General features: G+C 32.5%; 21 protein-coding genes and 2 pseudogenes. 7 read left to right on the forward strand and 16 right to left on the reverse strand.

Going from position 1 to position 25,989, the window contains the following annotated elements; all coding sequences use genetic code 11:
• Positions 1–29 precede the first annotated feature (29 nt).
• The 3 genes from LKE46_RS08300 to LKE46_RS08310 are packed head-to-tail and all read right to left on the reverse strand — an operon-like array spanning position 30 to position 4,344.
• Positions 30–2,282 (reverse strand): transglutaminase-like domain-containing protein, encoded by a 2,253-nt coding sequence (locus tag LKE46_RS08300; RefSeq protein ID WP_291720429.1) that lies wholly within the window; start codon positions 2,280–2,282, stop codon positions 30–32.
• Positions 2,279–3,388 carry a DUF58 domain-containing protein gene (locus LKE46_RS08305; RefSeq protein WP_291720431.1) on the reverse strand — a complete coding sequence of 370 codons (1,110 nt, stop codon included), beginning with the start codon at positions 3,386–3,388 and terminating at the stop codon, positions 2,279–2,281. The genes LKE46_RS08300 and LKE46_RS08305 overlap by 4 nt, the downstream gene beginning before the upstream one ends.
• Complete coding sequence (locus tag LKE46_RS08310) at positions 3,385–4,344, reverse strand: AAA family ATPase (RefSeq protein WP_434735216.1); 960 nt, start codon at positions 4,342–4,344, stop codon at positions 3,385–3,387. The genes LKE46_RS08305 and LKE46_RS08310 overlap by 4 nt, the downstream gene beginning before the upstream one ends.
• Positions 4,345–4,600: 256 nt before the next feature.
• Here LKE46_RS08310 and LKE46_RS08315 point away from each other — a divergent pair, with 256 nt between their 5' ends.
• The 4 genes from LKE46_RS08315 to LKE46_RS08330 all read left to right on the forward strand — a co-directional run bounded on the left by LKE46_RS08315 (position 4,601) and on the right by LKE46_RS08330 (position 9,104).
• Positions 4,601–5,386 (forward strand): electron transfer flavoprotein subunit beta/FixA family protein, encoded by a 786-nt coding sequence (locus tag LKE46_RS08315; protein ID WP_291720436.1) that lies wholly within the window; start codon positions 4,601–4,603, stop codon positions 5,384–5,386.
• Positions 5,387–5,406: 20 nt separating this feature from the next.
• Positions 5,407–6,345 carry an electron transfer flavoprotein subunit alpha/FixB family protein gene (locus tag LKE46_RS08320; RefSeq protein WP_291720439.1) on the forward strand — a complete coding sequence of 313 codons (939 nt, stop codon included), beginning with the start codon at positions 5,407–5,409 and terminating at the stop codon, positions 6,343–6,345.
• Between the two features lie 135 nt (positions 6,346–6,480).
• Positions 6,481–7,914: an FAD-binding oxidoreductase gene (locus tag LKE46_RS08325; protein WP_291720442.1), complete on the forward strand. Its 1,434-nt coding sequence runs from the start codon at positions 6,481–6,483 to the stop codon at positions 7,912–7,914.
• 50 nt (positions 7,915–7,964) lie between these two features.
• Complete coding sequence (locus LKE46_RS08330; RefSeq protein ID WP_291720445.1) at positions 7,965–9,104, forward strand: acyl-CoA dehydrogenase; 1,140 nt, start codon at positions 7,965–7,967, stop codon at positions 9,102–9,104.
• 72 nt (positions 9,105–9,176) lie between these two features.
• Here the strand turns inward: LKE46_RS08330 and LKE46_RS08335 are convergent, their stop codons facing one another.
• Complete coding sequence (locus LKE46_RS08335; RefSeq protein WP_291720448.1) at positions 9,177–10,892, reverse strand: methyl-accepting chemotaxis protein; 1,716 nt, start codon at positions 10,890–10,892, stop codon at positions 9,177–9,179.
• Positions 10,893–11,200: 308 nt separating this feature from the next.
• Here LKE46_RS08335 and LKE46_RS08340 point away from each other — a divergent pair, with 308 nt between their 5' ends.
• Positions 11,201–11,806, forward strand: coding sequence for a tyrosine-type recombinase/integrase (locus LKE46_RS08340; protein WP_291720451.1), 606 nt, complete (start codon positions 11,201–11,203; stop codon positions 11,804–11,806).
• Positions 11,807–11,980: 174 nt separating this feature from the next.
• On the opposite strand, the gene LKE46_RS08345 is transcribed toward LKE46_RS08340, so the two are convergent.
• Positions 11,981–13,273 carry a UDP-glucose dehydrogenase family protein gene (locus tag LKE46_RS08345; RefSeq protein WP_291720454.1) on the reverse strand — a complete coding sequence of 431 codons (1,293 nt, stop codon included), beginning with the start codon at positions 13,271–13,273 and terminating at the stop codon, positions 11,981–11,983.
• A 153-nt stretch (positions 13,274–13,426) separates the two neighbouring features.
• On the opposite strand from LKE46_RS08345, the gene LKE46_RS08350 reads away from it, so the two are divergent.
• Positions 13,427–14,572, forward strand: coding sequence for a hypothetical protein (locus tag LKE46_RS08350; RefSeq protein ID WP_291720457.1), 1,146 nt, complete (start codon positions 13,427–13,429; stop codon positions 14,570–14,572).
• A gap of 24 nt (positions 14,573–14,596) precedes the next feature.
• On the opposite strand, the gene LKE46_RS08355 is transcribed toward LKE46_RS08350, so the two are convergent.
• The 4 genes and pseudogenes from LKE46_RS08355 to LKE46_RS08375 all read right to left on the reverse strand — a co-directional run bounded on the left by LKE46_RS08355 (position 14,597) and on the right by LKE46_RS08375 (position 18,124).
• Entirely contained in the window at positions 14,597–15,610 is a 1,014-nt protein-coding gene (locus LKE46_RS08355; protein ID WP_291720462.1) for an Rpn family recombination-promoting nuclease/putative transposase, read from the reverse strand.
• Positions 15,611–15,770: 160 nt separating this feature from the next.
• A pseudogene (locus LKE46_RS17700) lies at positions 15,771–16,550 on the reverse strand (DUF262 domain-containing protein); the annotation flags it as partial.
• Positions 16,551–16,861: 311 nt separating this feature from the next.
• Positions 16,862–17,131 (reverse strand): DUF1858 domain-containing protein, encoded by a 270-nt coding sequence (locus LKE46_RS08370; protein WP_291720465.1) that lies wholly within the window; start codon positions 17,129–17,131, stop codon positions 16,862–16,864.
• A 174-nt stretch (positions 17,132–17,305) separates the two neighbouring features.
• Entirely contained in the window at positions 17,306–18,124 is an 819-nt protein-coding gene (locus LKE46_RS08375) for a hypothetical protein (RefSeq protein ID WP_291720468.1), read from the reverse strand.
• Positions 18,125–18,265: 141 nt separating this feature from the next.
• On the opposite strand from LKE46_RS08375, the gene LKE46_RS08380 reads away from it, so the two are divergent.
• The gene (locus LKE46_RS08380) at positions 18,266–18,427 is read left to right on the forward strand and encodes a hypothetical protein (RefSeq protein WP_291720471.1); all 162 of its coding nucleotides are present in this window, start codon (positions 18,266–18,268) and stop codon (positions 18,425–18,427) included.
• 372 nt (positions 18,428–18,799) lie between these two features.
• On the opposite strand, the gene LKE46_RS08385 is transcribed toward LKE46_RS08380, so the two are convergent.
• The 7 genes and pseudogenes from LKE46_RS08385 to LKE46_RS08415 all read right to left on the reverse strand — a co-directional run bounded on the left by LKE46_RS08385 (position 18,800) and on the right by LKE46_RS08415 (position 25,353).
• A complete protein-coding gene (locus tag LKE46_RS08385) occupies positions 18,800–18,949 on the reverse strand; it encodes a hypothetical protein (RefSeq protein WP_291720475.1) in 150 nt (49 codons plus the stop codon).
• Positions 18,950–19,094: 145 nt separating this feature from the next.
• Complete coding sequence (locus LKE46_RS08390; protein ID WP_291720477.1) at positions 19,095–19,736, reverse strand: hypothetical protein; 642 nt, start codon at positions 19,734–19,736, stop codon at positions 19,095–19,097.
• A 214-nt stretch (positions 19,737–19,950) separates the two neighbouring features.
• Entirely contained in the window at positions 19,951–20,946 is a 996-nt protein-coding gene (locus tag LKE46_RS08395; RefSeq protein ID WP_291720480.1) for an Rpn family recombination-promoting nuclease/putative transposase, read from the reverse strand.
• Positions 20,947–21,119: 173 nt separating this feature from the next.
• A complete protein-coding gene (locus LKE46_RS08400) occupies positions 21,120–21,446 on the reverse strand; it encodes a hypothetical protein (RefSeq protein WP_363316046.1) in 327 nt (108 codons plus the stop codon).
• Positions 21,447–22,010: 564 nt separating this feature from the next.
• Positions 22,011–22,703 (reverse strand): hypothetical protein, encoded by a 693-nt coding sequence (locus LKE46_RS08405; RefSeq protein ID WP_291720483.1) that lies wholly within the window; start codon positions 22,701–22,703, stop codon positions 22,011–22,013.
• Positions 22,704–23,661: 958 nt separating this feature from the next.
• Positions 23,662–23,925 (reverse strand): annotated as a pseudogene (locus LKE46_RS08410) (NAD-dependent dehydratase); the annotation flags it as partial.
• A gap of 93 nt (positions 23,926–24,018) precedes the next feature.
• A complete protein-coding gene (locus LKE46_RS08415; RefSeq protein WP_291720486.1) occupies positions 24,019–25,353 on the reverse strand; it encodes a carboxypeptidase-like regulatory domain-containing protein in 1,335 nt (444 codons plus the stop codon).
• Between the last annotated feature and the right edge of the window lie 636 nt (positions 25,354–25,989).

Raw genomic sequence — 25,989 nt, forward strand, 5'->3', positions numbered from 1 at the left:
TCTCCGATTTATATTAGCAGTTCTATATTCTAAATCCACTTTTTTATATAATATCTTAATATATTGGAATTTTCTTTTATAATTTTTTCCGCAGCACTTATAACAAGCTTTTTATCAAAATCACTTTTTTTATCTCCATATACCTCCCCGTATACGGCTTCCACCAACACTTCAATATCAATTATATTTTTTATTCTGACAGCAAATTCCCTGTCGGTTTCATAAGATTTTTTTACCAGCCCTATTGTTTTCAATCTTTTCAACAGATAGGTATACAATGGTACCAGGGATTCACTATGAACTATACTTTTAAGTATAAATTTTCTCCTTAAAAATTTGACTATGATACATATCAAACCTATACAGACAATTACAGCTGCATATCTATAATTTTTAACTTTACCTAAAATATGAGTAAAATAATTTTTATCTGCCGGCTTCTGCTGCTTACTTTTAGCTTCAGTATCTTCATGTGATTTTGGAATTACTTTTGTTCTTCCATCATTCCCGGTATTCTGCGTCTGGCTTTGCCTGCCAGCACTTTTAGTATTTCCCTGCAAAGTACTGTCTGTACTGTCTGTCGAACCTTCTTCATATCTTGGAGTAGTTTCAAGTATTGACCATATGCCTTTCTCAGCCGATGTAAGAACTTCACACCAGGCATGGGCATCTGAAGATCTTAAAATATATCTTCCTCCACTGTCTTTTTCATCTCTTACTTTAAAACCCTCCACATATCTGGCTGGTATGCCAACAGCTCTGCACAGCATTACAGCCGCACTGGCAAATGACATACAGTATCCCCTCTTCTCATTGAATAAAAAGAAATCCACATAATCTGGAGAACTGTCACCCATTGGATCAGGTTGTAAATCATATTTATAATTGCCAAGCAGATAATTTTGAATGAGCTTTACCTTTTCCGAATTGTCCGATGCCTTTGATGTTATTTTATATGCAAGTTTTTTAACTCTGTCGGAGCTTGTAAAATTCAAGGCATTATTGATCAGATTGTAATTTACATTATTGACATTGGCTTTTCCATGAATGTTGTTTATATCATCCTTATGTTCTGATTTTACATATTTTTCAAATGTTTCCGTGCTGCTGTAGTCATAGTAGTCTATACTATAATTAAATAGATTCTGCCCTACCAGATAATTCTCATTGTCATACATGGTAATATACGAATTTTTATTTGGAACTACTTTTTTTATATAATTAGGTGATATCATTACACTTGAAAAATTATTATTTAAATTTTGAACAGTAATTTTTCTGACCTTAATATTGTTTTCTTCATTGTATTTAATATTCTTTTTGACAAGTTCACTGTTGTCTGCTATGTTGGGTACATTATAACGTATCAAACTATCTACGTTCAATACATTTTTTCCTATTATTATTGGAAGTTGTACATTTTCTATCCATCTATTATAGTTATATCCGTAATATACTTTTGTTCTCAAATACCCGGGAACATCACCGCTTATCAATGAAAGCTTCGTACTTTCTATCTGAAGCTTCTTACCTAAGAAAGACATGTTCCCCTCATTGATTCCAATAGTAGAAAAATTATAAATCCTCGTCTTTTCACCATTAAACATGCTGCTGAGTTTATATTCAATATCATCCGCTTCTTTTCCCGATCTCTCCGGGACAAATTTGAATACAACACCAGATAATATAATGCTCGCTATAAGATAGTAGCTAATTATTCGTTTTTTGGAACCCCCTTTTAACTTTTCTCCAAAATCATATTTGTTCAAATCTATAAAGACAAGAAAGATGTATAAAAGCAATACATCTTTTACAGCTGAATCAAATTGCAATAAACCATACAATACCAGTACGAAAGTATTAATAAATACTGCCGCCGTACCCTTCTTAAATTTGAACAAAATCAAATATATTATTGTTACTACAGGTATCATCAAAAAATAGAATGGATAAATCAATGAAAAATGGACACTTGAATTCACCACAGTCATATTGTCTATTCTCAACGCCATATCCCGCATATCGTTGAACAGCTTTATAAAATAGGAATACCTGTAAATACCTGCAAATATGGACATCGCAGCAAATACCACCGATAAAGCCAGAAATATTTTCTTGCTTCTGTTTAATATATAATTTATAAACTCAAATACTGCCATAGTTCCTACAAGCAGTAATGTTATATATCTGCATGATATATATACAACACCATAAGCCCTGCTGACCAGAACAACAAGTAATACAACATTCAGTATGGCTACGGGAATATATAATTTTTTCATACTTCCTCCTCACTAAATGTCCAATATATGCCAGTATCAGATAACTTTTTCTTCAAATCTCCAGAGATATCTTCCAGTGTAAATATAATCAAATTTTTACAGCTCTCTTTTATTTTTAAAATCATCTTTATATCTCCGGGCAGTATTCCATAAGTTATAATGTAAGTACATTTATATTTTGGGTTACTTTTTTGTTCATTCTTCAATATTCTGTTGAAAAAATTTCCTTCTCCCATGCTTTTGTGTTTTAAATAATATAGTAGGATTAATTCATAGTCTTCAGGTGTTGTCAATTTAAATGAAGCACTATTTGAATTTTCAATATTTAAGTAAATACTCTCGCCACCGTATAATACATGCCTTATTATGGATATGGAGAAAGAAACTATCATCTCATCCGATACGTTGTAATTCAGCATATCCATATAAATTTTAATGCCCTGCTTTTCGACAACATCAAATTTTTTAACATATAAATTATTTCTTTTGGCACTTACTTTCCAGTGCACATTTTTAAGACTGTCTCCAACTGCATATTTTTCAACGGAAAAATATGTATCCGGCATATACATGCTTATATTATTTTCCATGCAATTCACCGTATCATCTATGATTTTCTGAACTTTCAAAGGAAGCTTTATGATTTTAGGATAGATTTTCATCATAAATCCATCGTCAAAATTCAATCGCCTTGACGATATTGAAAACATATCTGACGCTTCCAGAAAATAATTCTGCAGGGTATAAATTCCCCTTTTGCTCAAACTACAGTTCAGTTCAATTTTAATATTGCTAAAAGGCAGTAACCTAAATCTCCCGTCTACATCAATAAATTCAGATGTAAAATGTATATATGGATACAAAAATACACTTTTATTTTTTACTTCAAGATAAATTTTCAGTTTGTCATCCACAAAAAATTTTCCATCTGGAAAACCAAGTCTTACTTTTATATATTTTTTCAAAAAAAGTAACGAAACCATTGAAACAGCAAGCATGGATATGAATGTCAAAAATAATGAGTTGATTATTTCTTTCCCATAAAAATAGTATGCGGCAGCCAATACCGCTAAGGTAACTATAAATGATATTTTAACTTTTATCATAACATATTTAAATTTGGTACCGGTATTTCCTTTACTATATTATCGATAACCTTAAAAACATCATTACCGTTAAACCTTTCTTCTCCTGACAGTACTATTCTATGGGGAAGTACTTTCTTCACATTTTCCTTCACATCATCCGGGACCACATAGTTTCTTCCCTTTACAAAAGCAGTAGACTGGGACATTTTTAATAGTGCTATCGAAGTCCTTGGTGAAGCTCCCAATGATAATTCTGGACAATTTCTGGTTTTATTTACAATATCGACTATGAACTCATATATTCTTTTGTCTACATGTACATTTGCCACCTCATTCTGGCAGCACCTTAATTCGTCAATATCCATAACAGGTTTTATACTATCCAGCTGATTTTTCCCTTCACCATATGTGGAACGATATGCAGAAAGCATTTCTATTTCCTGATTCTTTGACGGATAACCTATGGACAATTTGATTATGAATCTGTCAAGCACCGCTTCAGGCAGCGGGAAAGTACTGGAATAGTCCAGAGGATTCTCAGTCGCCATTACTATAAAAGGACTATCCAGTGGATATGTATTGTTTCCATCAGTAACCTGCCCTTCCTCCATTACTTCAATTAATGCACTCTGAGTTTTGGGAGATGTCCTGTTTATTTCGTCTGCCAGAACCACATTTGCAAAGACCGGTCCCCTATTAAATTGAAATTCATGTTTCTCTGGATTGTAAATAGAAATTCCAAGTATATCAGAAGGCAGTACATCGGGTGTAAACTGTATTCTATTAAATTTCAAGTCCAGACTCCTGCTTAAAGCTTTTACCAGAAGGGTCTTACCTACACCTGGTACATCTTCGATAAGTACATGTCCTCCTGCCAGGATGGCCTTTAATACATCCAATATTACCTGTTCTTTTCCAACTATGATTTTTGATACATTTTCAACTATATTATTTATATCTTCTCGCAATTCAATCTCCCCCTGATAATTAGCTCATATTGATATACTACAATTATATAGGATATTATAAAAAATTTTAAGATATGGCACTAAAAAAAGTTACTTAAATACTTGAAGCATTTTATATATTGTGATAAAATTTTAACTAGAGTGGTAGTACCATTTAGCAATGCTTTTTGGGAAAATCAATCAAAATAGTAATTATAATATGGTACTTTATGGTTCTATTAAAAACAGTTTAATAATATAAAGTATAAAGGAGAGGGAAAATATGCAGATTCTGTTATGTGTAAAGCAGGTTCCAGATGATTCCGTTGAAATCCATTTGGATAGTAAGACTAAAAAACCTAATTTAAATGGAGTCAGTTTGGCAGCGAATGCATTCGATACATATGCATTAGAATTAGCAGTTCGTTTTGTAGAAGCTAATGGAGGTAGTGTCAGTGTATTAAATGTTGGCGCAGAGGATTCTTTAAACACATTGAAAAATTGCATTGCCGTAGGAGCTAAAGAAGCATTCTTTGTAAAAGATGATTCGTATGCAGATTTGGATGCAGCAGTCACAGCTGATGCTTTGGCAGATGCTATCCACAAAATTGAAAAAGACAAAGGTGAAAAATTTGATTTGATTCTCTGTGGTAAGGAATCTACAGATGAAATTACCGGTCAAGTAGGACCGTTGCTGGCTGAAAAGCTTGGAACAGGTTTTGTTGGTAGTGCTATTGAAATCGATTTGAAAGACGATGGAATCGACGTTCATCAGGAAATTGAAGAAGGATATAATGTAGTTTCTTTAAAGATTCCAGCTGTATTAACAGTAAGCAAGCCGGATTATGATCCACGTTATCCTACTATAAAAAATAAGATGGCTAGTCGTAAGGCAGTTATCCCAACTTATTCAGCAGCAGAAATCGGAGAGGTAAAACAGGCAAAAGTACATTACGTTGAATATGTTGACCCTCCTAAAAAAGAGGCTGGTATCAAAATTCAGGAGAAAGATGCTGCATTGGCAGTAAGTACAGCTATAGAGCAGATGAAAAAAGATAAAGCAATCTAATTAAGGAGGAAATCAAAAGTATGAAAGCATTATTGTTTATTGAAACAGATGGAAAAAAGGCATTAGGCGGAAGCCTTGAATTGATTAGTGCAGCAAAGGCATTAAATGCAGAAGGAACAGCTCTTATAGTAGGTACCAGGGATGCTGCGGATACTGCAGCTGAATTGGGAGCTCCAGCTATCTTTATAGATGCTGCTACAGATTTTGATACTTTGACAGAAGTAATATCAGAAACTGTCAAAGAACAAAATCCAGATATTGTTTTACTAGCCAACACAGCATTAGCTAAAGACATTGCACCTCGTGTTGCCGGACGTGCGGATTTAGGAATCGTAAGCGATGTAATAGGAATAAGTGATAATGATGGTAAAATCATATATACCAGACCGGCTTACGGCGGTACAGTTTTAGAACATATTGAAGTAGATGGTAAGGCCATAGTAACAATCAGAAATGGAAGTTTTCCAAAGCCAGAACCTGCTTCAAATGCAGGTGTTACCGAGAAAAAATTAGAACTCCCGGCTGACGCTGTCAAAGCAAAAATTATTGATACAGTAAAAGAAATTTCCGAATCCGTTAATTTGGAGGAAGCCCAGGTTATTGTTTCCGGTGGACGTGGACTTGGAAGTGCAGAAAATTTCAAGCTTGTGGAAGAATTGGCAAATGTCCTTGATGGTGTAGTTGGTGCAACAAGACCGGTAATTGAAGAAGGTTGGATTTCCCGTGCACATCAGGTTGGTCAATCGGGAAAAATCGTGGCTCCAAAACTCTATATTGCATGCGGTCTTTCCGGTGCAACACAGCATACATCCGGAATGTCAGGTTCCAATTATGTTGTGGCAATCAACAAGGATGAAGAGGCTCCAATCTTTGAAATAGCTGATGTAGCTATTGTTGGAAATGTACTTGATATTCTTCCGGTTATGATTGAAGAACTGAAGAAGGTAAAGGCAAATTAAAGATTTTTCTATTCCTTAACAGGGAAGTGAAAATAAAGTCAACAAAATTTATTTGTAAGTTTATTTGATTTGCAAGTATAATGCTCCATTAATTGGAGCATTATATAATAAAAAATTAGAAAGGAATGATTATTAATGCCAGAGTATAATCAATTGACAGAAGAAATAATCTCGAAATTACAGGAGGCAGCTCCAGGACACATTTTAACTGGTGACGATATCAATGAAGATTATAATCACGATGAAATGCCTATTTATGGAACATCAGCTCCACAAGTTGTACTTGTAGCACATTCTACAGAAGAAGTTGCTGCTGTAGTAAAAATATGCAATGAAAATAAGATTCCAGTAACTCCAAGAGGAGCAGGAACAGGACTTGTAGGTGGAGCAGTTCCAGTTTTAGGCGGCGTTTTGATTGATATTACAAAGATGAACAAAATACTTTCTTATGATCTTGAAAACTTTGTTGTTCACGTTCAAGCTGGTGTTCTGTTAAACGACCTTGCAGAAGATTGTACAAAACAAGGCTTATTATATGCACCTGATCCTGGTGAAAAGTTTGCCTGCTTAGGTGGCAACGTTTCAACAAATGCTGGCGGAATGAGGGCCGTTAAATACGGTGCTACACGTGACTATGTCCGTGCAATGACAGTTGTGCTTCCAACAGGTGAAATTACTAACTTTGGAGCTACAGTATCAAAGACAAGTTCAGGTTACAGCCTTTTGAACTTATTGATCGGTTCAGAAGGAACTCTTGGAATTATTACAGAACTTACTTTAAAAGTTATGCCGGCACCAAAAGTTGTTGCAAGTTTAATTATTCCTTTTGAAAATTTAGATGATTGCATTTCCACTGTTCCTAAGTTTAAACTGGCACATTTAAATCCTCAAGCATTAGAATTCATGGAAAGAGAAATTGTTTTATCCAGTGAAAGATATATTGGAAAGAGCGTATTTCCACAAGTAATTAACGGAGTAACTGCAAATGCTTATCTGCTTGTTACCATAGATGCCAACAATGAAGATGAATTAAATGACCTCATCGAACAGGCAAGTGAATTGGTACTAGAAGCAGGAGCAATTGATGTTCTTGTCGCTGATACACCTGCAAAGATAAAAGATGCATGGGCTGCACGTTCCAGTTTCCTTGAAGCAATTATGGCTGAAACAAAATTATTGGATGAATGTGACGTTGTAGTTCCTGTAAATAAAATTGCTTCTTATCTTAACTTTGTAAATAAAACCGGCGAAGAGTGCGGATTGACCATCAAGAGTTTTGGTCATGCAGGAGATGGAAATCTTCACATATATCAATGTAGCAATGATCTCGAAGAATCAGAATTCAAAACAAGAGTTGACAAGTTCTTCAATATTATCTATGATGAGGCAACAAAAGTTGGCGGCCTTGTTTCAGGTGAACACGGAATTGGTAGTGGAAAGGTGAAATACCTGGCAGACAGTGTTGGAGAATTGAATATAAATTTAATGAAGGGTATTAAAAAAGTGTTTGATCCTAATTCTATTATGAATCCAGGAAAAGTATGTTATCCAGTAGATGGTACAAACTAATACAACACAATTTATATACACATATAAGAAAAGAGAGGTAGGAATTTAATATGGATTTTAAACAAGATGAAAATCACCAACAATTACAAGAAATGTATCGTGATTTTGCAGAAAATGAGGTAAAACCAATTGCAAAAGAAATCGATGAGACCATGCGCTTTCCAGAAGAAAATGTAGCAAAAATGGCTGAAATGGGCTTGCTTGGAATTCCATTTCCTGAAGAATATGGCGGAGCTGGAATGGATACATTAAGTTATGTACAATGCGTAGAAGAATTATCTAAATGTTGTGCAACAACAGGTGTTATTGTTTCAGCACATACAAGCCTTGGTACAACACCAATTTACAAATTTGGTACAGATGCACAAAAAGAAAAATATGTAAAACCACTTGCTTCAGGTGAAAAATTAGGTGCCTTTGGATTGACAGAACCAGTTGCTGGAACTGATGCTTCAATGCAGAAGACAACAGCTGTATTAGAAGGAGACCATTATGTATTAAATGGGAGCAAAATATTTATCACTAATGCAGGATATGCAGATGTATATATTATTTTTGCCATGACAGATAAAAGCAAAGGAACAAAAGGTATTTCAGCATTCATCGTTGAAAAAGATTTTCCTGGTTTCTCTGTTGGAAGCCATGAATTAAAGATGGGAATCCGTGCATCTTCTACATGTGAACTATTCTTTGATAACTGCATAGTTCCAAAAGAAAATCTTTTGGGAGAAGAAGGCAGAGGATTCAACATAGCAATGGCAACTCTTGACGGAGGACGTGTTGGTATAGCTGCACAGGCTCTTGGTATTGCAGAAGGTGCACTAGATGAAACTGTAAAATATGTTAAGGAACGTATTCAGTTTGGACGTCCTATTGCAAAATTCCAGAATACACAGTTTGAACTTGCTAAAATGCGTGCCAATACAGAAGCTGCAAAGCTTTTAGTATATCAAGCTGCATATGCAGAAGATAATTATAAGAGATTTACACATTATGCTGCTATGGCAAAATTATTTGCTGCTAGAAATGCCACTGATGTAACAAACCGTTGCTTACAATTATTTGGTGGATATGGATATACAGCTGATTATCCAATTGAAAGAATGATGCGTGATGCAAAAATAACTGAAATTTATGAAGGAACATCAGAAGTTCAGATGATGGTACTTTCCGGTTGGATGCTTAAATAAACAATATATAAAGTTAAAACTAAAAGATGTTCAGAAAATTATTTCTTGAACATCTTTTTTTATCTGATAAATTTAATTGACTTTAAATCTACTTATCATATTTGAAAGTTTTTCGGCCATGGCAGCCTGATTCTGTGAAGAACTGGATATTCCTTCAATTGCCTTGGTTACTTCATTTATACTGCCCAGTATTTCTTCAGAACCTGAAGCTGATTCTTCCGCAGTAGAAGCCGCGCCCTGTATAGCAACACTCACCTGAGATGCAGCTTCACGCATCTGTCCTGCAGAACTGTCAATTTCTTTTGAAATGTTACTTACAAATTCTGCATCTTTTTCATACTGAATTCCTGTATCCATAAGGAATTGATAATTTGGTGCCACACTATCCGCTATATAATTTAGAATTTCTTCGCTGCTTTCAGACAAATTTTCAAAAGCCTTTTCTACAGATAATACCATTTTGTTTATATTATCTACTGCATCGGTGGATTGTTCCGCCAGCTTTCTGACTTCATCGGCAACTACTGAAAATCCCCTTCCCTGCTCGCCGGCTCTTGCTGCCTCAATAGCTGCATTCAATGCAAGAAGATTTGTCTGTTCGGCTATGTCCCCAATAGATGCTGCCATTGTTTTAACCTCAGAAACTATCTTGCCCTCCTGGATGGCTTTTATAATTTTATTTTTCTTTTCTTGATATAAAATCTTCCCCTCCTCTATACTCGTGGAGGCTTTTCCCTTTATATTTGCGGCACGATTCTTTATTTCCTGGGAGGATTTTGCAGCTGAATCAGCTTTTTTTGATAATTCACTGGTACTTGCTTCCATTTCCTCTGAAGAAGCACTTATTTCTTCCGTAATACTGCTTAAATTTTGAGATCCCTCTGCTATTTGACCTGTCGATTCATTTACCGAGGACATCATGGATGATATTTCTTCACTGACGGCAGACAGATCCTGGCTTGATGCATTGATATTATTTATATTCTCTGCTATTTCATTAATCAGATCTTTTATATTCTTGTTTGCAATATTCAAGCCTTCAGATATTATTCCCATTTCATCCCTATTTGAAATTTCCAGCCTCTGACTCAAGTTGCCGGTGCTTAGTTCCTTTGTAAACAGCAAAATTTTATTTGCCGATTTTGATATGGAAGATGAAATTTTAAGACCTAAAATCGTGGCAGCTATCCATCCAAATATTGTTATTATAATTATAGTATACAGGGAAGATCTATATATGATTCCATTCTTTATATCTGTATTTTCAGCATTTTTTGAGGATATCTCAATCAACTTATCTATGATGGAAGTTACCTTCATTCTGTAATCATCGGCCTTTTCATTTAAAGCTGCCGCCTCGTTATATTTTCCTTCGGACATTAGATTTAAAACGTTATTGAATACGTCTCTATACTCAGTTATTTGAATATTTAACTGAGAGGCCAGACTTTTTGTTTCCTGAGTTAAATCGGATTTTCTATATGTATTCAGTATTTTATTGTTTTCTTCCATGTATGGCGATATAATTTTTATAGTGTTATCAGTTTTACTTTTGTCACGACTTACAACTAGATTAATTATATCCAGACGTATTTGCAGTGTATTGTTGTCAAGCTTGTTTAGGTCTCTTATAGTTTTTAAATCATTATTATATAGCTGAGTGGAACCAGCGTTTATTTTGCCCATGTTTATCGAACCTATCAGACCTACCAATACAATAAACAGGGCTATTAAAGAAAAGCTTGTTAAAAGTTTTTGTCTGATTTTCATGCTGCTTAAATTTTTCATAATTGTATCCCTCCAATACTGTTGACTAACTTTACTTGTTTGAACTATAGTAAATAATGTACTATTTTGTTGACACAATATACATATATTGTGTCAATTTAGCTTTGGATTCTGATATTTTTTTACCATATATGAAAAATAAATCACTTGATTTTTATAAATGCTTAATAATATGCAATAAATATATACATATTATGATAAATATAGTTAAATCTTTATTAAAAATTGGTTTTACATCTATATTATGATATAATAAATGCAACAATATATGTATAAAGTTGAATTATTTAAGGAGGATTAATACATTTATGAGATGGCAGAATAACAATAAAGATAGAATAAAATATTTTACACAGGAGGAAGCTACAAGACTTTTCAAAGCTATGGAGAAAAGTCGAAGTAAACATGCTCTCAGGGATCTAGCTATATTCAGGGTAGCATATAGATGCGGCCTTAGAGCTTCTGAAATTGGTCTGATAAAACTGGAAAATTACAATATTTCCAAAGGAGAGATCTACTGCACTAGATTAAAAGGAAGCAACAACAATACTATAAGATTGGACATGAAAACTAAATCGATTCTTGACAAATACATACATAGGAGCAAATTATCAGATACTTCCGAAACTCTGTTTCAAAGCCAAAAAAATGCTCCAATATCCAGGTTTACTTTGGATTATTTAATGAAAAAGTATTGTAGAATTGCCAGAATACCTGATAAAAGCAAGTATCATTTTCATACTATAAAACACAGTACGGCCGTTCATCTAGCTGAATCAGACATGGACATCAAGGAACTTCAGTGGTGGCTTGGGCATAAATCCGTATCAAATACTGAAATATATTTTCAGTTTACTACAAAACAGCAGGAAAAGATGTATGAAAAACTCGACAAAATAAACGAAATGGTTTAGAACAGCTAGTATATATCCCTCCGAAATTCATTTATACTTATATTAACACTATACCAGTTATACATATGTAAAAATAGCGTACCTGAACTTGATTTACACAAATCCGGGTACGCTCCCTTCTGCCCATGGATATAACCATATTCTATAGCTATTTTCTATAGCTCATTAGCATATTTATCTCCCAATAGAATAATACTCTATTCCCATATCTTTAAATGTATCCACATTATAACAATTTCTACCATCATAGATTACAGGTGTTTTCATCAATTCTTTAAACTTACCTGGTTTTATGTTTACAATCTCCTTCCACTCTGTGAATATAAAAGCAACATCTGCACTTTTTAAAGCTTCCTCCGGTGAATTAACATAACACACTTGTTCAGGAAAAATCTTTCTAAAATTATCCATGCCTACTGGATCATAGGCATATATATCCGCTCCTTCTTCAAGCAGCATTTTGACGTTTGGTATGGATGGAGCCTCTCTCAAATCATCGGTTCCCGGCTTAAAAGTAAGTCCGAGAGCTGCAACTTTCAAGCCTTCGAATATCTCGAATCTCTTTCTGGCTTTCTTTATCAATTTGAATTTCTGATTTTGATTGACTTCTATAGTAGCTTTTATGGTTTTGATTTCGTATCCGTTGTCTTCTGCCAGCCAGTGAAGTGCTTTAGTATCTTTTGGAAAACATGATCCTCCATAGCCTATACCGGCTTTCAAAAACTTGTTCCCTATTCTTGGATCGTAGCTCATTCCTTTGACTACATCCTCCACATTGGCACCAACCAATTCACATACATTGGCTATTTCATTAATAAAAGAGATCTTAAGTGCCAAAAAATCATTAGATGCATATTTGATCATTTCTGCGCTTCTCCTGTTGGTAACTACAATAGGCTGACTAAATTTTTCATATACACTCTTCATTATGTCTGCTGCACTCTGTGACTCAGTACCTATAACTATCCTCTTTGCATGGAGTGTATCTTTTACTGCGGTTCCCTGGGATAAAAACTCCGGATTTGAAACCAATTCTATATTTACATTATTCTTCAAATTCCTTTTTATATATGACTCTATTTTATCATTGGTTCCAATCGGGACTGTGGATTTAACAACTACCAGACAATCCTTCTCCACGCTTTGAGCAATCTGTTTTGCTGCTGTATAGACATATTTTAAATTGGCCGAGCCATCATATTTTTCAGGAGTTCCCACACCTATGAATATAACATCAGCGTCCTTATACGCATTTCTATAGTCAGTAGTAAAATCCAGTCTGCCATTTTCACAGTCCTCTTTTAAGATTTTATCCAATCCCGGTTCATATATGGGGGAAATTCCACTTTTCATGAGCTTCACCTTTTTCTCATTTACATCTACACAGGTTACATCATGTCCTATATGTGACAAACATGCTCCTGTGACCAACCCTACATAGCCTGTCCCTGCTACTGCTATTTTCATAATAATTTTTCCTCTCTTGATCTTGACTTGATTATAATATTATATTTTATATCATAATTGTTAAATGCTGATAAAGTTTTATCTTCATACATCAATAATTTAATATATTTGTATTTTTATCCTAAAATTACTAAGAAAGAAGATGAAGCAATCTTGAATCTTAATATATTCGATAATGGAGTTCTTTACAATAAACCAAATTTATATTATCACTTTAACGGGATACCAGCTTTATACCTAAATTTTAATCTGTCCCCTGCATCAAATAGTGATTTTTCACAGGATATAAGCGAAATATCTGATGACGCACATATTCAGTACATCTATATAAAAGAACTGCAGGATTCCGCCAATCCTGATAATCCTGAATTTATTGAAAATTATGCACTACAATATACAAAGATAAAATCAGGGATTTTAAATGAATCTCCTGAAAACGAAATTGATAAAAAAATAAATCTTCTGGATAAAGTCTATAATGATGTCGTAAATTATGCAGCAGATAAGCTGTCCCATAACTTTGAAAGTTTTTTTAACTATTCATACACAGAATGGCCACAAAACGACTCAGAATCTAAAGCATTTGATAAGGAGATTTTCAAAAACACTGTATTGTCCATGTCAGATACGGTTATGTCCGTAGTAGAAAAGGCTTTTGAGAACAATAATTTTGATAATCTCCAGTTAAATATTGAAAATAAACTTTCAAGCATAGAATCAGGTACAACTACGGATATAAAGGAAGTTGCCGTTTTTTTTAAAAGCCTACCTCAATTCAAGAATCACATAAAGGAATACTTTGAAGATAGCACATACAGACCTATTGCCAATAACTGGTCCATATCCGATGCAGCCGATGCCATAAACAAACAGTATTCCATGGCTGAAAATTTTCTTCAATCAGGAAATACATCCAGTAATACAGCTAAAACTGTATACAACACCGTTTTAAAAAATATAAGTGCATATCATAGAAACTTTGCATTTGGATTCCAGCTGGATGACTTTCAGGCGGAAATCAATAAGGACAACAGCTATTACAAATTACTAAAAGCTCAATACGACAAATACGAAAAAAAGCTGCAGGATGCCAGAAAACAGAATAAAATGAAAATAGTACTGATGTATCTTGAAATACTGGGCTCATACAAGGACAAACTCGGTGAAATAAAAGACAAGTTAAAAGATGATCTGGATGCCAAAAACAAGCTATTAAAAAATCCTGAAAGTGTAGTAAATACTGATGCCTATAAGGCTATAAGCAGTCTTGAAACTTTTGATGAAAGCAAAAGAGCATAGCGTACACTATGCTCTAACATCTTCTTAAAAATATTTCTCCAGTTTTTCCACCTTATCAATATCAAATATATCTGTAGCTATAACATCCAAAGTTTCATCCGGCAAATTGCTTATTTTGCTGGTATAACCATCAGGCAGCTTTTTGAACTTCTTTATCAATTGTTTAATAATCAATTCTGATTTACCTTCTTTCCTGCCTTCTTTTCTACCTTCTTTTCTACCTTCTTTTCTACCTTCTCTTATGATATTGTCTATAGTTTTTCCCAGATTAGATACCATGGAATCCGCCTCCTCCTGACCTGATTTTTCTAATATTTCCTCTATTTTTATTTTATATTCATTGTCTAATCTTGGCCTCATTATGCCTTTTAACCATGTCTTTAATATATCAAATTGCTCAGGAGTTATCTTCTTCAACACATATGCAGTCAGCCTGAGTCTCCTGATAAGATCCTCCCTGCTTATTTCCTTGTCAAGCAAAAATACTGTAGACACCATATTTGCCATATTTTCAAGATGCCTTTCATCATATCTATAAATGTCAAACAGCATATACCTGAAATCTACTACATTTTCTTCAAAAAGTTTGCTGCCGCTCAATACATCTTTAAAATTTCTATAAGCAGTCCATGTGTTCTTTCCGTTATAAAGCACCATTGGAATAATTGAAGGGAGCTTGAAGTCTTTTTTTCTTCTGTCATTTCTGGGAGTATTTTTCAATATCTCCCTCCATATCTCCACTATATAAAACAGCAGTCTCATTGGCATTCTATAATCCACAGTTGACTGAAACTCAAGCAGTATATAAAATATTACATCCTGACCCTGTACATTTACCCTATACACTATATCTGATTCCTCTTCACTGAAATCTTCAAGTATATACGACTTGTCAATTAACATCAAATCTTCACTTTTTATTAAATTAACCCAGTCCTTTTTGACAAAACCATGCAGCAGTTCCAGAAATGTTTCCTTGTGAGAAAATATATACTTGTAGCCTACGTCATGTTCATGATGGACTCTATCTTCCGGCATATCATCTTCCTCCTAACAATATCTTACTTTATTATTAGTATTTGCCGGAACATAGGTTCTTATTCATTGAAAAATGTATTTATTATGTTTATTTTATCAAAATATTTCCTGATAATCTATACTTAATCAATAGACAGAGTTAATCTGCTGTAAATGCTTCTCATACTTGTTCCAAAGCAGCACCAATTCTCTTATTTAAATACTTTTCTTTCTTGTCTATAAAGTCCAAGTTACCTAATGCACTATTTTTCTTTTTGCTTAATAAAACCAAATTAAAAGTATCTGCACCCTTTTTTAACTTTGGAGGTACAACCCCATAAATCTTCTCATGAAACTCATCCAATAAATTACTTCTTGCCTTATCCTTAATCAAAATTGTTCTAATAAACTGCAAAAATCGATCAAATCGTTCCCCCTGCTTTCCTTCTATTTCTTCCCAAAGTTCTGCATATTTTTTTATTTCTTTCTCTGTTTTCAACTCACCTATATTTTCCGATTTTAAAATATCAGCAGTAGTAAGTGGGATCCCTCTGTTATTTAGAATTGAAAACATTCTAAATGCATCTTCTGTATTATCAGTAGATACATAAATAAAAATTGCCCTATTAAATATAAATTCTAAAAGCTTCAGTTTATTCTCATCTAGCAGATTTGCTACTAAATATTTCAATATAATTACAGCATTTGCCATGTTTGATAAAGAAACATTACTGGATTTTAAATATTCATTAAGTAGTTCTTTATTGTCTGTTCCTTTACTCGTTATTAAAACATCCTTAATAAAGGTTTCAACATTATCTCTAATTTTATATGTAATACGCATACGCGCCGGTACCTTTTTCAGTTTATTTTCTTTCTGATATATTGTCTCTTGAATAGTATACTTATAATCTTGATCACAAATTGCATCTCTAAATACAGCCATCATAATAAAAAATGTTGTTAATCTCTGCTAGCCATCTAATACTTCATATTCAGGTTTTTCTGACTTTATCTCTCCACTTACCATTATTTATCCCTCCAACATTTACTTTTCCAGCACTTATCTGTTTTATACCTTTAATTATGATTTATTATAATTATACTCTATACTACAGACAAATTAAATTATTTGGAACACATCCTGAATTTTTGGAAGAATACCTGTTCTGTGATCCATGGGTTCAGTCTTCCTGCAAAATAACACGCAGCAAAAAAGACCATTCTATATAAATGGTCTTAAAACTAATTACATCGATTAATCTGTTTATTTTATTTGGAATATCTCGACTTCATACTATTTATAATTTTACTTTTTATTTTCCATTTTATTTTTTCTCCTAATGGAATTTTGTTCAGGCTTTCAATCAGCTCATCCAGATTGATTTTATGAATTTTTGCAGCCTCTTCTATACTCTCTTTCTGAGATGCCGAACATGCAATACATTCCAGGCCAGATTTTTTTAATATCTCAACTGCCTTAGGTCCCATACTTATAATATCTTTTATCAAAGTTTTCTCATTTACCTTTATAATACTCACCCTCATTACTTATAACTTAATGGCAAATTGATAAAGCAATTACAAATGATAATAAAATAATCACTTCCTTACTGATTATCTATTTTCTAGCTTTATTTTATCAGAATGTCCTATGATAATCCATACTTACTCTTAATTAATCATTGAATAATTTGTTGAGTCCAAGCAGACCCGTCAAAGTAATTTCATTACGATATTTTTATTAATTGACAACGATTGTGCGCTTACCGCCCTTGTAGGATCCTGTTTAATTAATTTATTTAAATTTAAGCATCTAGCCCCTGATTGATAACTTTGTTTTAAAATATCTAATTTAGTAGAAAATATCCATGATTTTATACTGTCAAATAAAGTAATACTTGTTAGATTATCTGTCTGTTGACTTAAGTAATTAGAATATTCATTAATTGGACTTATTAATTTATTTTCTATTCTATCTGTATCTTTCAATATATCATCTATACTTAAATCCCCTTCTATAGTTATCTTATTTGTATCCTTTTTCCCAATTTTAGAACTGCTGGTGCTGTTATTAGCTTTTACATTAATAGTTTCATCTTCCAATTGTATATTTAAATTTTTCATACATATAGTTGTTCCCTTACCATTCTCTTCATCAGGTATATATACTTGATTATTACGTATAGAGGAATTATTCCCGAAAGTGTCAGTTAGGAGAGTGTCAATATCAGACAATATCTTTTTTGCTTCATCTTTAACTGTTTTAGCATCATCTGAGTTTGCCTTATTGTATTCAGTTGATAACTCCTTCAGCCGTTGTCCCATATTCTTCAAATTATCAATTTTTTGGCTTGTTTGCTGTATCAACGACATGCCCTGCTGAACTTTATCTTCCTTTAGAGAAAAAAACTTAACTTTTGATTCTAAATCTTCAATTTCCAACTTTTCATCTCTAACATTTTGACTATTAATTTGTTGATTTAACTTTTGAGATAAATATCTATTATTTTTATAACATATATTTTTTATCATATTCAGTCCCTGAACATTCAACACAATATCCCACACTCCTCTCCCCTTATTATATCGAATAATTCATGAAATAATTTACATAGGCAAACGTAAAAACGTACGATATAATATAGAAAGAGGTGATACTGATGAAAACTTATAATGTTACATCAGCAAGAAATGATATATATATATAATATAATAAATCAAAATATAATAAATTCAGAGCCAGTGCAGATAACTAGCAAAAACGGTGATGTCATTATGTTAAGTGCAAAAGATGCTAAAAAGCTAGAATCTTGTGGAAATGTGGACACACTATGAATAGTTAATTATACTTCAATTCGTAATTTGAATAGAGCTTTGTAAAATGTTCAAGAATATACTGCAGGAGGCTCTGGAAGCAGAAATAGATATGCAGCATGGATGACTACATCGATGAAATTTTAAACAAAAGTGCATAGCCGGGGACTCTGTCCCCAAACCCCTGAGCTTTATCCCTTTAAGTCCTCCCGGAAACGGATAAAAACGGACAGCTTGAAACCATCCATTTCCGTAAAGGACACCAATAGGTGCTGGGATTTATCCTCAGCAGTGTCCTATCTTCTATTGGCAGGTATATTATTGACTAAAAGTGGGAATAATATACTTATGATATATTAATAAGGCAACAGAATTTGTCGACTTATGTTGACATTATCTTACAAATTTTTGATTTAAATTATTAGCCTTAAGAAAGAGAATACACAAAATTTTTTTCACAGCCTCATAGAAAGCTCCTTTTGGAACTCTAAGGGAGTCCAACTTTATGTCCGCACTCCCCCTCTCTTTTCCACAGCCAAGCATATTGTTTATATCTTTTATAAATGATGATAATTCACGTTCCCTTTTCTTACCATAGTCAGCAGCTTAGGACTTCACCACTACTTTCTTTACATACTCAACATCTATATCATTTATATCGGCTATATATTCAATTGAAAGTCCTTTACTATATTGCTTCAGTATCAATTGTCTTATACCTTCCTCTTTTCCTTATCACTGCATACAGCGGGTCTTTTATATTTCTTATGTATTCTCTCATCCAGTTTTCTACCAAATTTTTGTCATCATGTTCCACCTGCAAAAGGTTAATATATCGTATTTCGCTATTGTCCAGTTCTCTGGATATTACAATCTGCGTTTCTATGTCCGTATTCCTTATGTAGTATATTCCATTGTATGGATTTTCTATTGAAACTCCCTGCTGCCTGCCTTTCAGATAATCCATCAGCTTCTCCGGATATTTGTTTGATGTCAGTGTTATAGTTATTTCATCTATATTTATTCTATTTGTTCCTTCTGTAAGTGACTTGTACAGGTAGGCATAGGCCTTCACCTTGTAATAGTCATCTATTGATATGTAATCCGTGGGAGACTTATACTCAAATATATTATATTTTCTGAATATTCTCCCTATGGATTTGTCTATCTCTATGTCCTTAAGTTTCTTTACTACCAGTATGTCTATTCTCAGCGGCTCCTGTGTAAGCTGATACTCCGTTACAAACTCCAGATATTTTCTATATTCCTTTAGTTCAAGCTGTACTGCTGCCGCAAAGGCCGGGTGCCATTTTATTTTTCCTTTTCCCATTTCATCACTCTACCTTACTTCTGTTTATTTTATTATATCATAAAACAGAGTGAACTTCTTCACTCTGTCTATCAAACTTTTCCTTTTTTATAACAGAGACTGGCCCCTCCAAAACTTAGTTTCCCCGGCATATACGCCTAAATAATAACCCTGCTCTAGTACTTCATTTACCAGCGCATTCCAATAACACCTATCGAGTATTCTGTTACTACATTTATTCATGAAAATAAAATAACCATTTTCTGATTACTATTACTAATATTAAATACTTATTTAAGTCTTCCAATGCTTTTATATCCAAAATATTTTCAATGATTAAATTCAGCTCACTGCTGCTCGCTTTTTTTATCTTCTCGTCAAAAGCTCCATTTGAGTAATTAAATTTTCTTTTAAGCAACTTTAAAACTCTCTCCGCATCTTTTAATCTTGCATTTTCCTTTTCTTCCTCTCTACCTTTTTGTGTATAGTATGTTTTCCTTATTTCATCCACAGACATTTTAGATACACCTCCCTGTGATTTCTTGAATTCCTCGTATTTATTTTCAAGTTTCGGATCTTCTATCAAAAACAAATACTCTAAAAAATCCACCAGTGCCTTTATCTGCTCTCTATCTTTCACTCCACCGTATTTTTGAAGTTCTTTTGTAAGTTCTATTTTGGCACTGTATATATCTTCATCTGCTGCACCTGTATCCAATAATCTTTTGCCCATTTTAAATACCAGCTTCAGAGGGTTTTCATCACTTATATTTTCAAGCCCCATTTTCTCAACATCCAGTGTCCTGAAATTATATTCCATTATATTTTCTGCAAGCTCAGGTAATTTATATACATACTTTTTATGTTTTCCATTTTCACCTCTATAGGTATAGATTGCTGCTGCCACTATTTCCGATTTATCATTATACTTGTATCTGAATCTCTCCCATATCCTGTAAAAGTATCTGAACATCCTCTCCCCGAAAACTTCATTTCCACTGCTGTAGCTCTGAACTTCCACATGTATGAACAGTATTTTGCTGCCTTTATCTTTCAGTTTTACTTTTATTATCTTATCCGAAATTATTTTCTCATTATTCTGCCTATCAAATATCTCTTTCTGTATTTCACTCAGCTCTTTGTCCAGGGACTCAGTTCCAGTTTCCCATTCTATTTTACAAAACAGTTCTGGAAAAATCAGTTCCACTATCTCGGCTTCAAAAGCTTCCATATGGTCTTCCATGCTGCATCAAAGTCATGTATCCATGACAAAATTTTCACGTCTTCATAGTTTAGTTAATTTTTATTTTATCATACCAAATTATTATTTACACTAACAGCTTCACTATTCTCTGATAATTTAATTATATTATAATTTCTATCTCCACCACAGCAAAAATTTATTCAAATAAATGATGGTAATAGTTTGTATGACTTATTCTTTATCCTTTTTACTAAATTTGATATATTTCCTTCTAAATTCACTTCATATTCTGCCTTTGTAACTTTATCAATGCCTACTGCCTTATTCCCATCCAGTTCTCTGTGACACTGCTTAAGCATCTCATCATCAATATGATGATATAGTGAAGTAAATTCTGGCTTTCTTGTATTTGCTGATATTTCTGTTATTCTTTCTAATTTTGTTCCCACTATTTCTCCTGTCCCTGAGTACAGATAATGTGTCCTCAGAAAGATTGTTATTATGTAGTCCCTTCCTTCCATTGGCATTAGCCAATCTCAGCGGTACTATGAGACTATCTGCCTGTCGTTCATTTGACATCTTCCGTTTTATTGTTGTTCATCATACTTATTACTAAGAAACGGCGGGCTCTCCCCAGTTGATAATTAACCACAATGCAAAGCATGATTGGCCCTTTGACCCCGCAGTTCCACATAGTTCTTACAATCACGACCTATGTGATTTTGCTTTCCGCAGTAATTAATACGTCAACCATCTGAATGAATAAAATTTCGAGGCTCAATAACATTACAAGCCTACTTCCTCGCTGTCTACGCTTAGCTACCATCATTACTGATCACAACTCAAGACTCGCTACTGTTGGTTGCTAGGCCTTACTCAGACAGGATTTCCACCTGCTGGGGTAATTACCCCTTGCTTGGCGCACAATTATTATTTATTCTTATATTTTTGTACCATACTATATATTTTATTACTAATAATACATATAATGTATAATATAATTACAGCTAAATCTATGAAAATTATTATTTGAAGAATAATTTCATTTGGTATAATTTCTCTTTTGTCAAGGAATGCAAATAACATAATAATTATAAAACCCAAAATAGATATACCAATAGATAACTTTTTTTAGAAAAACTATCTTTGAAAATACCTATTATACTTAATCCAGTATCACCAATATATATTAAGCAAAATATTGATATTATTATTATTAAGACAACTAAAAATACTTTAGCTATTACCACCAAGATCATCCATAGTATATTTGAAATTTTATATCCAACTAATTCATTAAATGAATAAAACATATTTCTTATGACATCAGTAAACTTAAACATTATTATTCCCGACTTACTTTCTAATAAGTATTCAAGCTTTAATACAAAAATTAAAAATACTATACTAAATATAAAACATATAATTACCAGAAGCTTTTTTCCAAAATTAAATCCTTTATATATAGTAAATGTTTTTTTAACTTCTCCCACAAAATTAATTACATAGCTTTTTATTTTATCTCTAACAACTGGAAAAGTGACACTTAATATAATACAATTTTCACATATCTTACTACTAATCACTAACTCACTATTATTGTATTCTTTAAATAAAATCGTAAAATTTTCCATAACTTTATCAACTGATAAAATTAAAGCAAATAATAACAATATAAATTGAAAATTAAAAATATCAACATAATTAAAATTATTTTTATACATACCTTCGATTGAATTTATTGTACTTACTGAAGCAACAATGGTTGATATACTATATAACAATAATTTTCTCCTACATTTTACATACGGATTGTTTATTCCATAAACATATATAATAAATATAATAATAAATATAATTATCATAATTAAACTAATAAGTACATTATAATTAATATTTTTTATTCCTGAATTTTTCATATAATTGTCTATATTATAGATTAAAAATATTAGTAATATAATCCAACTAAATACATAAAAGGCAAAATTAATTATACATTTTTCCCAACTCAAACCACTAAATACAGAAAGAATTAAAATCTTAATTTTAGAAGCTATATTAAAATTAGTGTCAAATAAATTTTGAAAAGTTATTATAATCATAACAAATAAATAAAATAAAAATATCCATATAGAAGAAATTAATAGAATATTATTAAAAAACATAGAAATTATAAGAGTCAGTAACGTTAATACTATATCTAAAATTAATAAAAAAATTAAGTTTATTAAAACAACATAATGTATCTTTCTTTATGATAATAGCTTATCCATGATTCAAATAAACATAGTATACATAATAGTTCCCTGCTTCCTTTACAATTTATTTTCATTAAAGTCCCCCTAAAATCTGTATCCTTTCAACTGTATTTTTCCTTCAATAAAACAATAAAACTATAAATTAACCTTGTTTATACTATAATTACCATTTTATACCATAAAAGCCAAATTAGTCCCATTAGTTTGGGCAATATCGCCAATTAACTATATTAATGGTAAGATAAAATTTCCTGTTTGGAATATACGAGAAGTAAAGAGAATATTTCAGAATTAAAGGAATGAATACAGTTATGCAAGAAGCTACAATACTGTAAGAGGTACAAAAAGTAACCCGCCCTGACATGACGGAAATCGGGGACAATCGCCTTATTCTACCTGATACTTGTGGACGGTTTAATCTGCATAGTATCAACTCCTTATATAGATCTTCTTTAAGTACAGTATCTATTTTACATTGCCTCCACTATTCCAGCAGCTTAGTCCCCTCAATCCATTCCCTTGTCTCATCAATTCTCTGCTCAAGGGTATACTTGGGCTCCCAGTCAATAAGACTTTTAGCTTTTGAATAATCACATTTCAACTTCATTATTTCACTCTGCGGATGTATGTGTTTTACATGATTTATTTTCACTTTATCATGACATATAATATCTGCAAGTTCATTTATGGTCACATCCCTGCCCGTACCTGCATTTACTATCTGTCCATTTACATTTTGTGAGTACCCTCAGATACGAATTAAAATGATTCTGGAAATGAGATCGTGACTCGCTTCCAGAATCATTTATATCAAACTTTACATATTATTTTTAAATACGAATTAGTATCCATAAATATACAGTGGCTCAGGACTTCCAATGTTAGTTGCAGGTAAAATTACATAACCGGTAGAGGAATCCTGATACCATAACAAGTATATCTGCGCATAATCATATATATGACCATTTACTGAAGTTTCTACGCCACGAGCCACCGGTGAAGCTGCTGTAAAATTGAAATTTCCATTAATATCTGTACTTGAAGTCTTAGATACTGTAGTTAAATCCTGGTTATATCCGTCCCAAGCTGGGTCATAAACTGCAACTGCAATATTAGCGTTAGATACAGGATTACCCGAAGAATCCAGAAGTTTTCCTGAAATATTAAAATTAGTGTTAGTATCATGTATATAATAGTGATAACCCTCATTCCAATTGACTTTACCTAGTCCAATGTTTACATCAGAAAACTCACTACCTGTCCTTATAGGAAATACTTGAAATGTAAATGGGTCTGATACAACATTTTGATCAGTTGATTGTAATATCACATTATAATTTCCCGGATCTAATGTTTGTGTAGTTAAATAAGAATTTTGCCCCGCTGGATAATTAACAGCAGTGATACTATTGTTATTTGAATTTAATAAGGTCACCGTAATATTTTCACCTATTGGGCAGTCTAACATAATATTATAACTTTCAGGTAATAAAGCTGTGAAATTATAAATAGTAGGAGTTAAAGCACTTAAAACGCCTGAAGCTTTTACAGTAGAGCTTGAGTTTACTACATAAGAAACATCATTTAAGATAAATTGATAGTTACTGCCTGTCGCAGGGCTAGTTGGAATAATTCTAAGAAAATAATAACCTGAAGCACCATTAGCACTATAATTAATATTAAGTGTTCCCGAATCCGTGTCAGAAGCAACAGGAACCAACGTGCTTAAATCACTTTGAAGTTGATATAACACTGCAATATTTTGTTGATCGGATGCTTGTTTTAACATAAAATTGATTAAACTATTATCTTTTGCTGAAAAGTAATACCAATTTTCGACATCATCACCACTAATATAATCTCCTAATGTTTGTCCAAATAACGAACTATCTACATAGCAGGCTGTATCCGGTGAATTGTTTCCAACCGCTTTAGGAGTAGTGCTTGATTTATTTTTGTCTGTAAATAATTTTGGACTATGGAAATTAAATTTACCTAAGGTTAAAGATTTTTGTGGTAAAGATGAAGTTAGCTTTGTTTGAGCACTAATTTTAATGGGTTGTGTTTTACCAAAATTTTGAAGTGTACTGATATTACTAGCAAAAGTCATGGAAGACGTACCAATAATGAGTATACTCACCAATAGAGATGTACCTAGAAATTTTTTTAACTTCATAATAGTTATCCTTTCTTTTATTATTTTTAGTGCAAAATTAATTACTCTTGATTTAGATTGAAGTATGCTATTTATCAAGGATTTAAGATTTCTTTGACACAAAAACAATACTCCCTTGTTTTGGTATAATTGGATCTACGACATCAATATTCATAAAAAGAATACGATTTGTTTGGATAAATCCAACATGGGTATTGATTATCATGTATCATGGAAAATATATTGTTAAAATTAAAAATATGGAAAAATGAATTACATCCTGTTGTTTTTTGATATATTTTTCAAGTTTCATTCACTCCACATACTGTTTCTAATGGTTTTCCATAAGTTATTTTAAGCTAACTTTATTTTTAATTATAAATAAATTGTAACATTTTCCATTTTATAAGTCAATATAACTTTGTAATTACTTCAAGGCAAACGCATGAAAAGTAATATTTTATTTTCTAAGAAGTGTATATTAAATTTTCACAGTTTTTAACATAAATTAAAAGAGATATTTTTAAATAGCCAGATAGTCCTTATTATAGGATATATCCCGTGACATCAAAAATAAGCTCAATCTTATTAGGCTAAAAATGTGTTTTTACAACCAGTTCAAGAAAAGTTTCATCTGTCATTACCTTAACTCTTTTT

Origin of the sequence: Clostridium sp. (genome assembly GCF_022482905.1) — a bacterium.
Taxonomy (GTDB): Bacteria; Bacillota; Clostridia; order Clostridiales; family Clostridiaceae; genus Clostridium_B.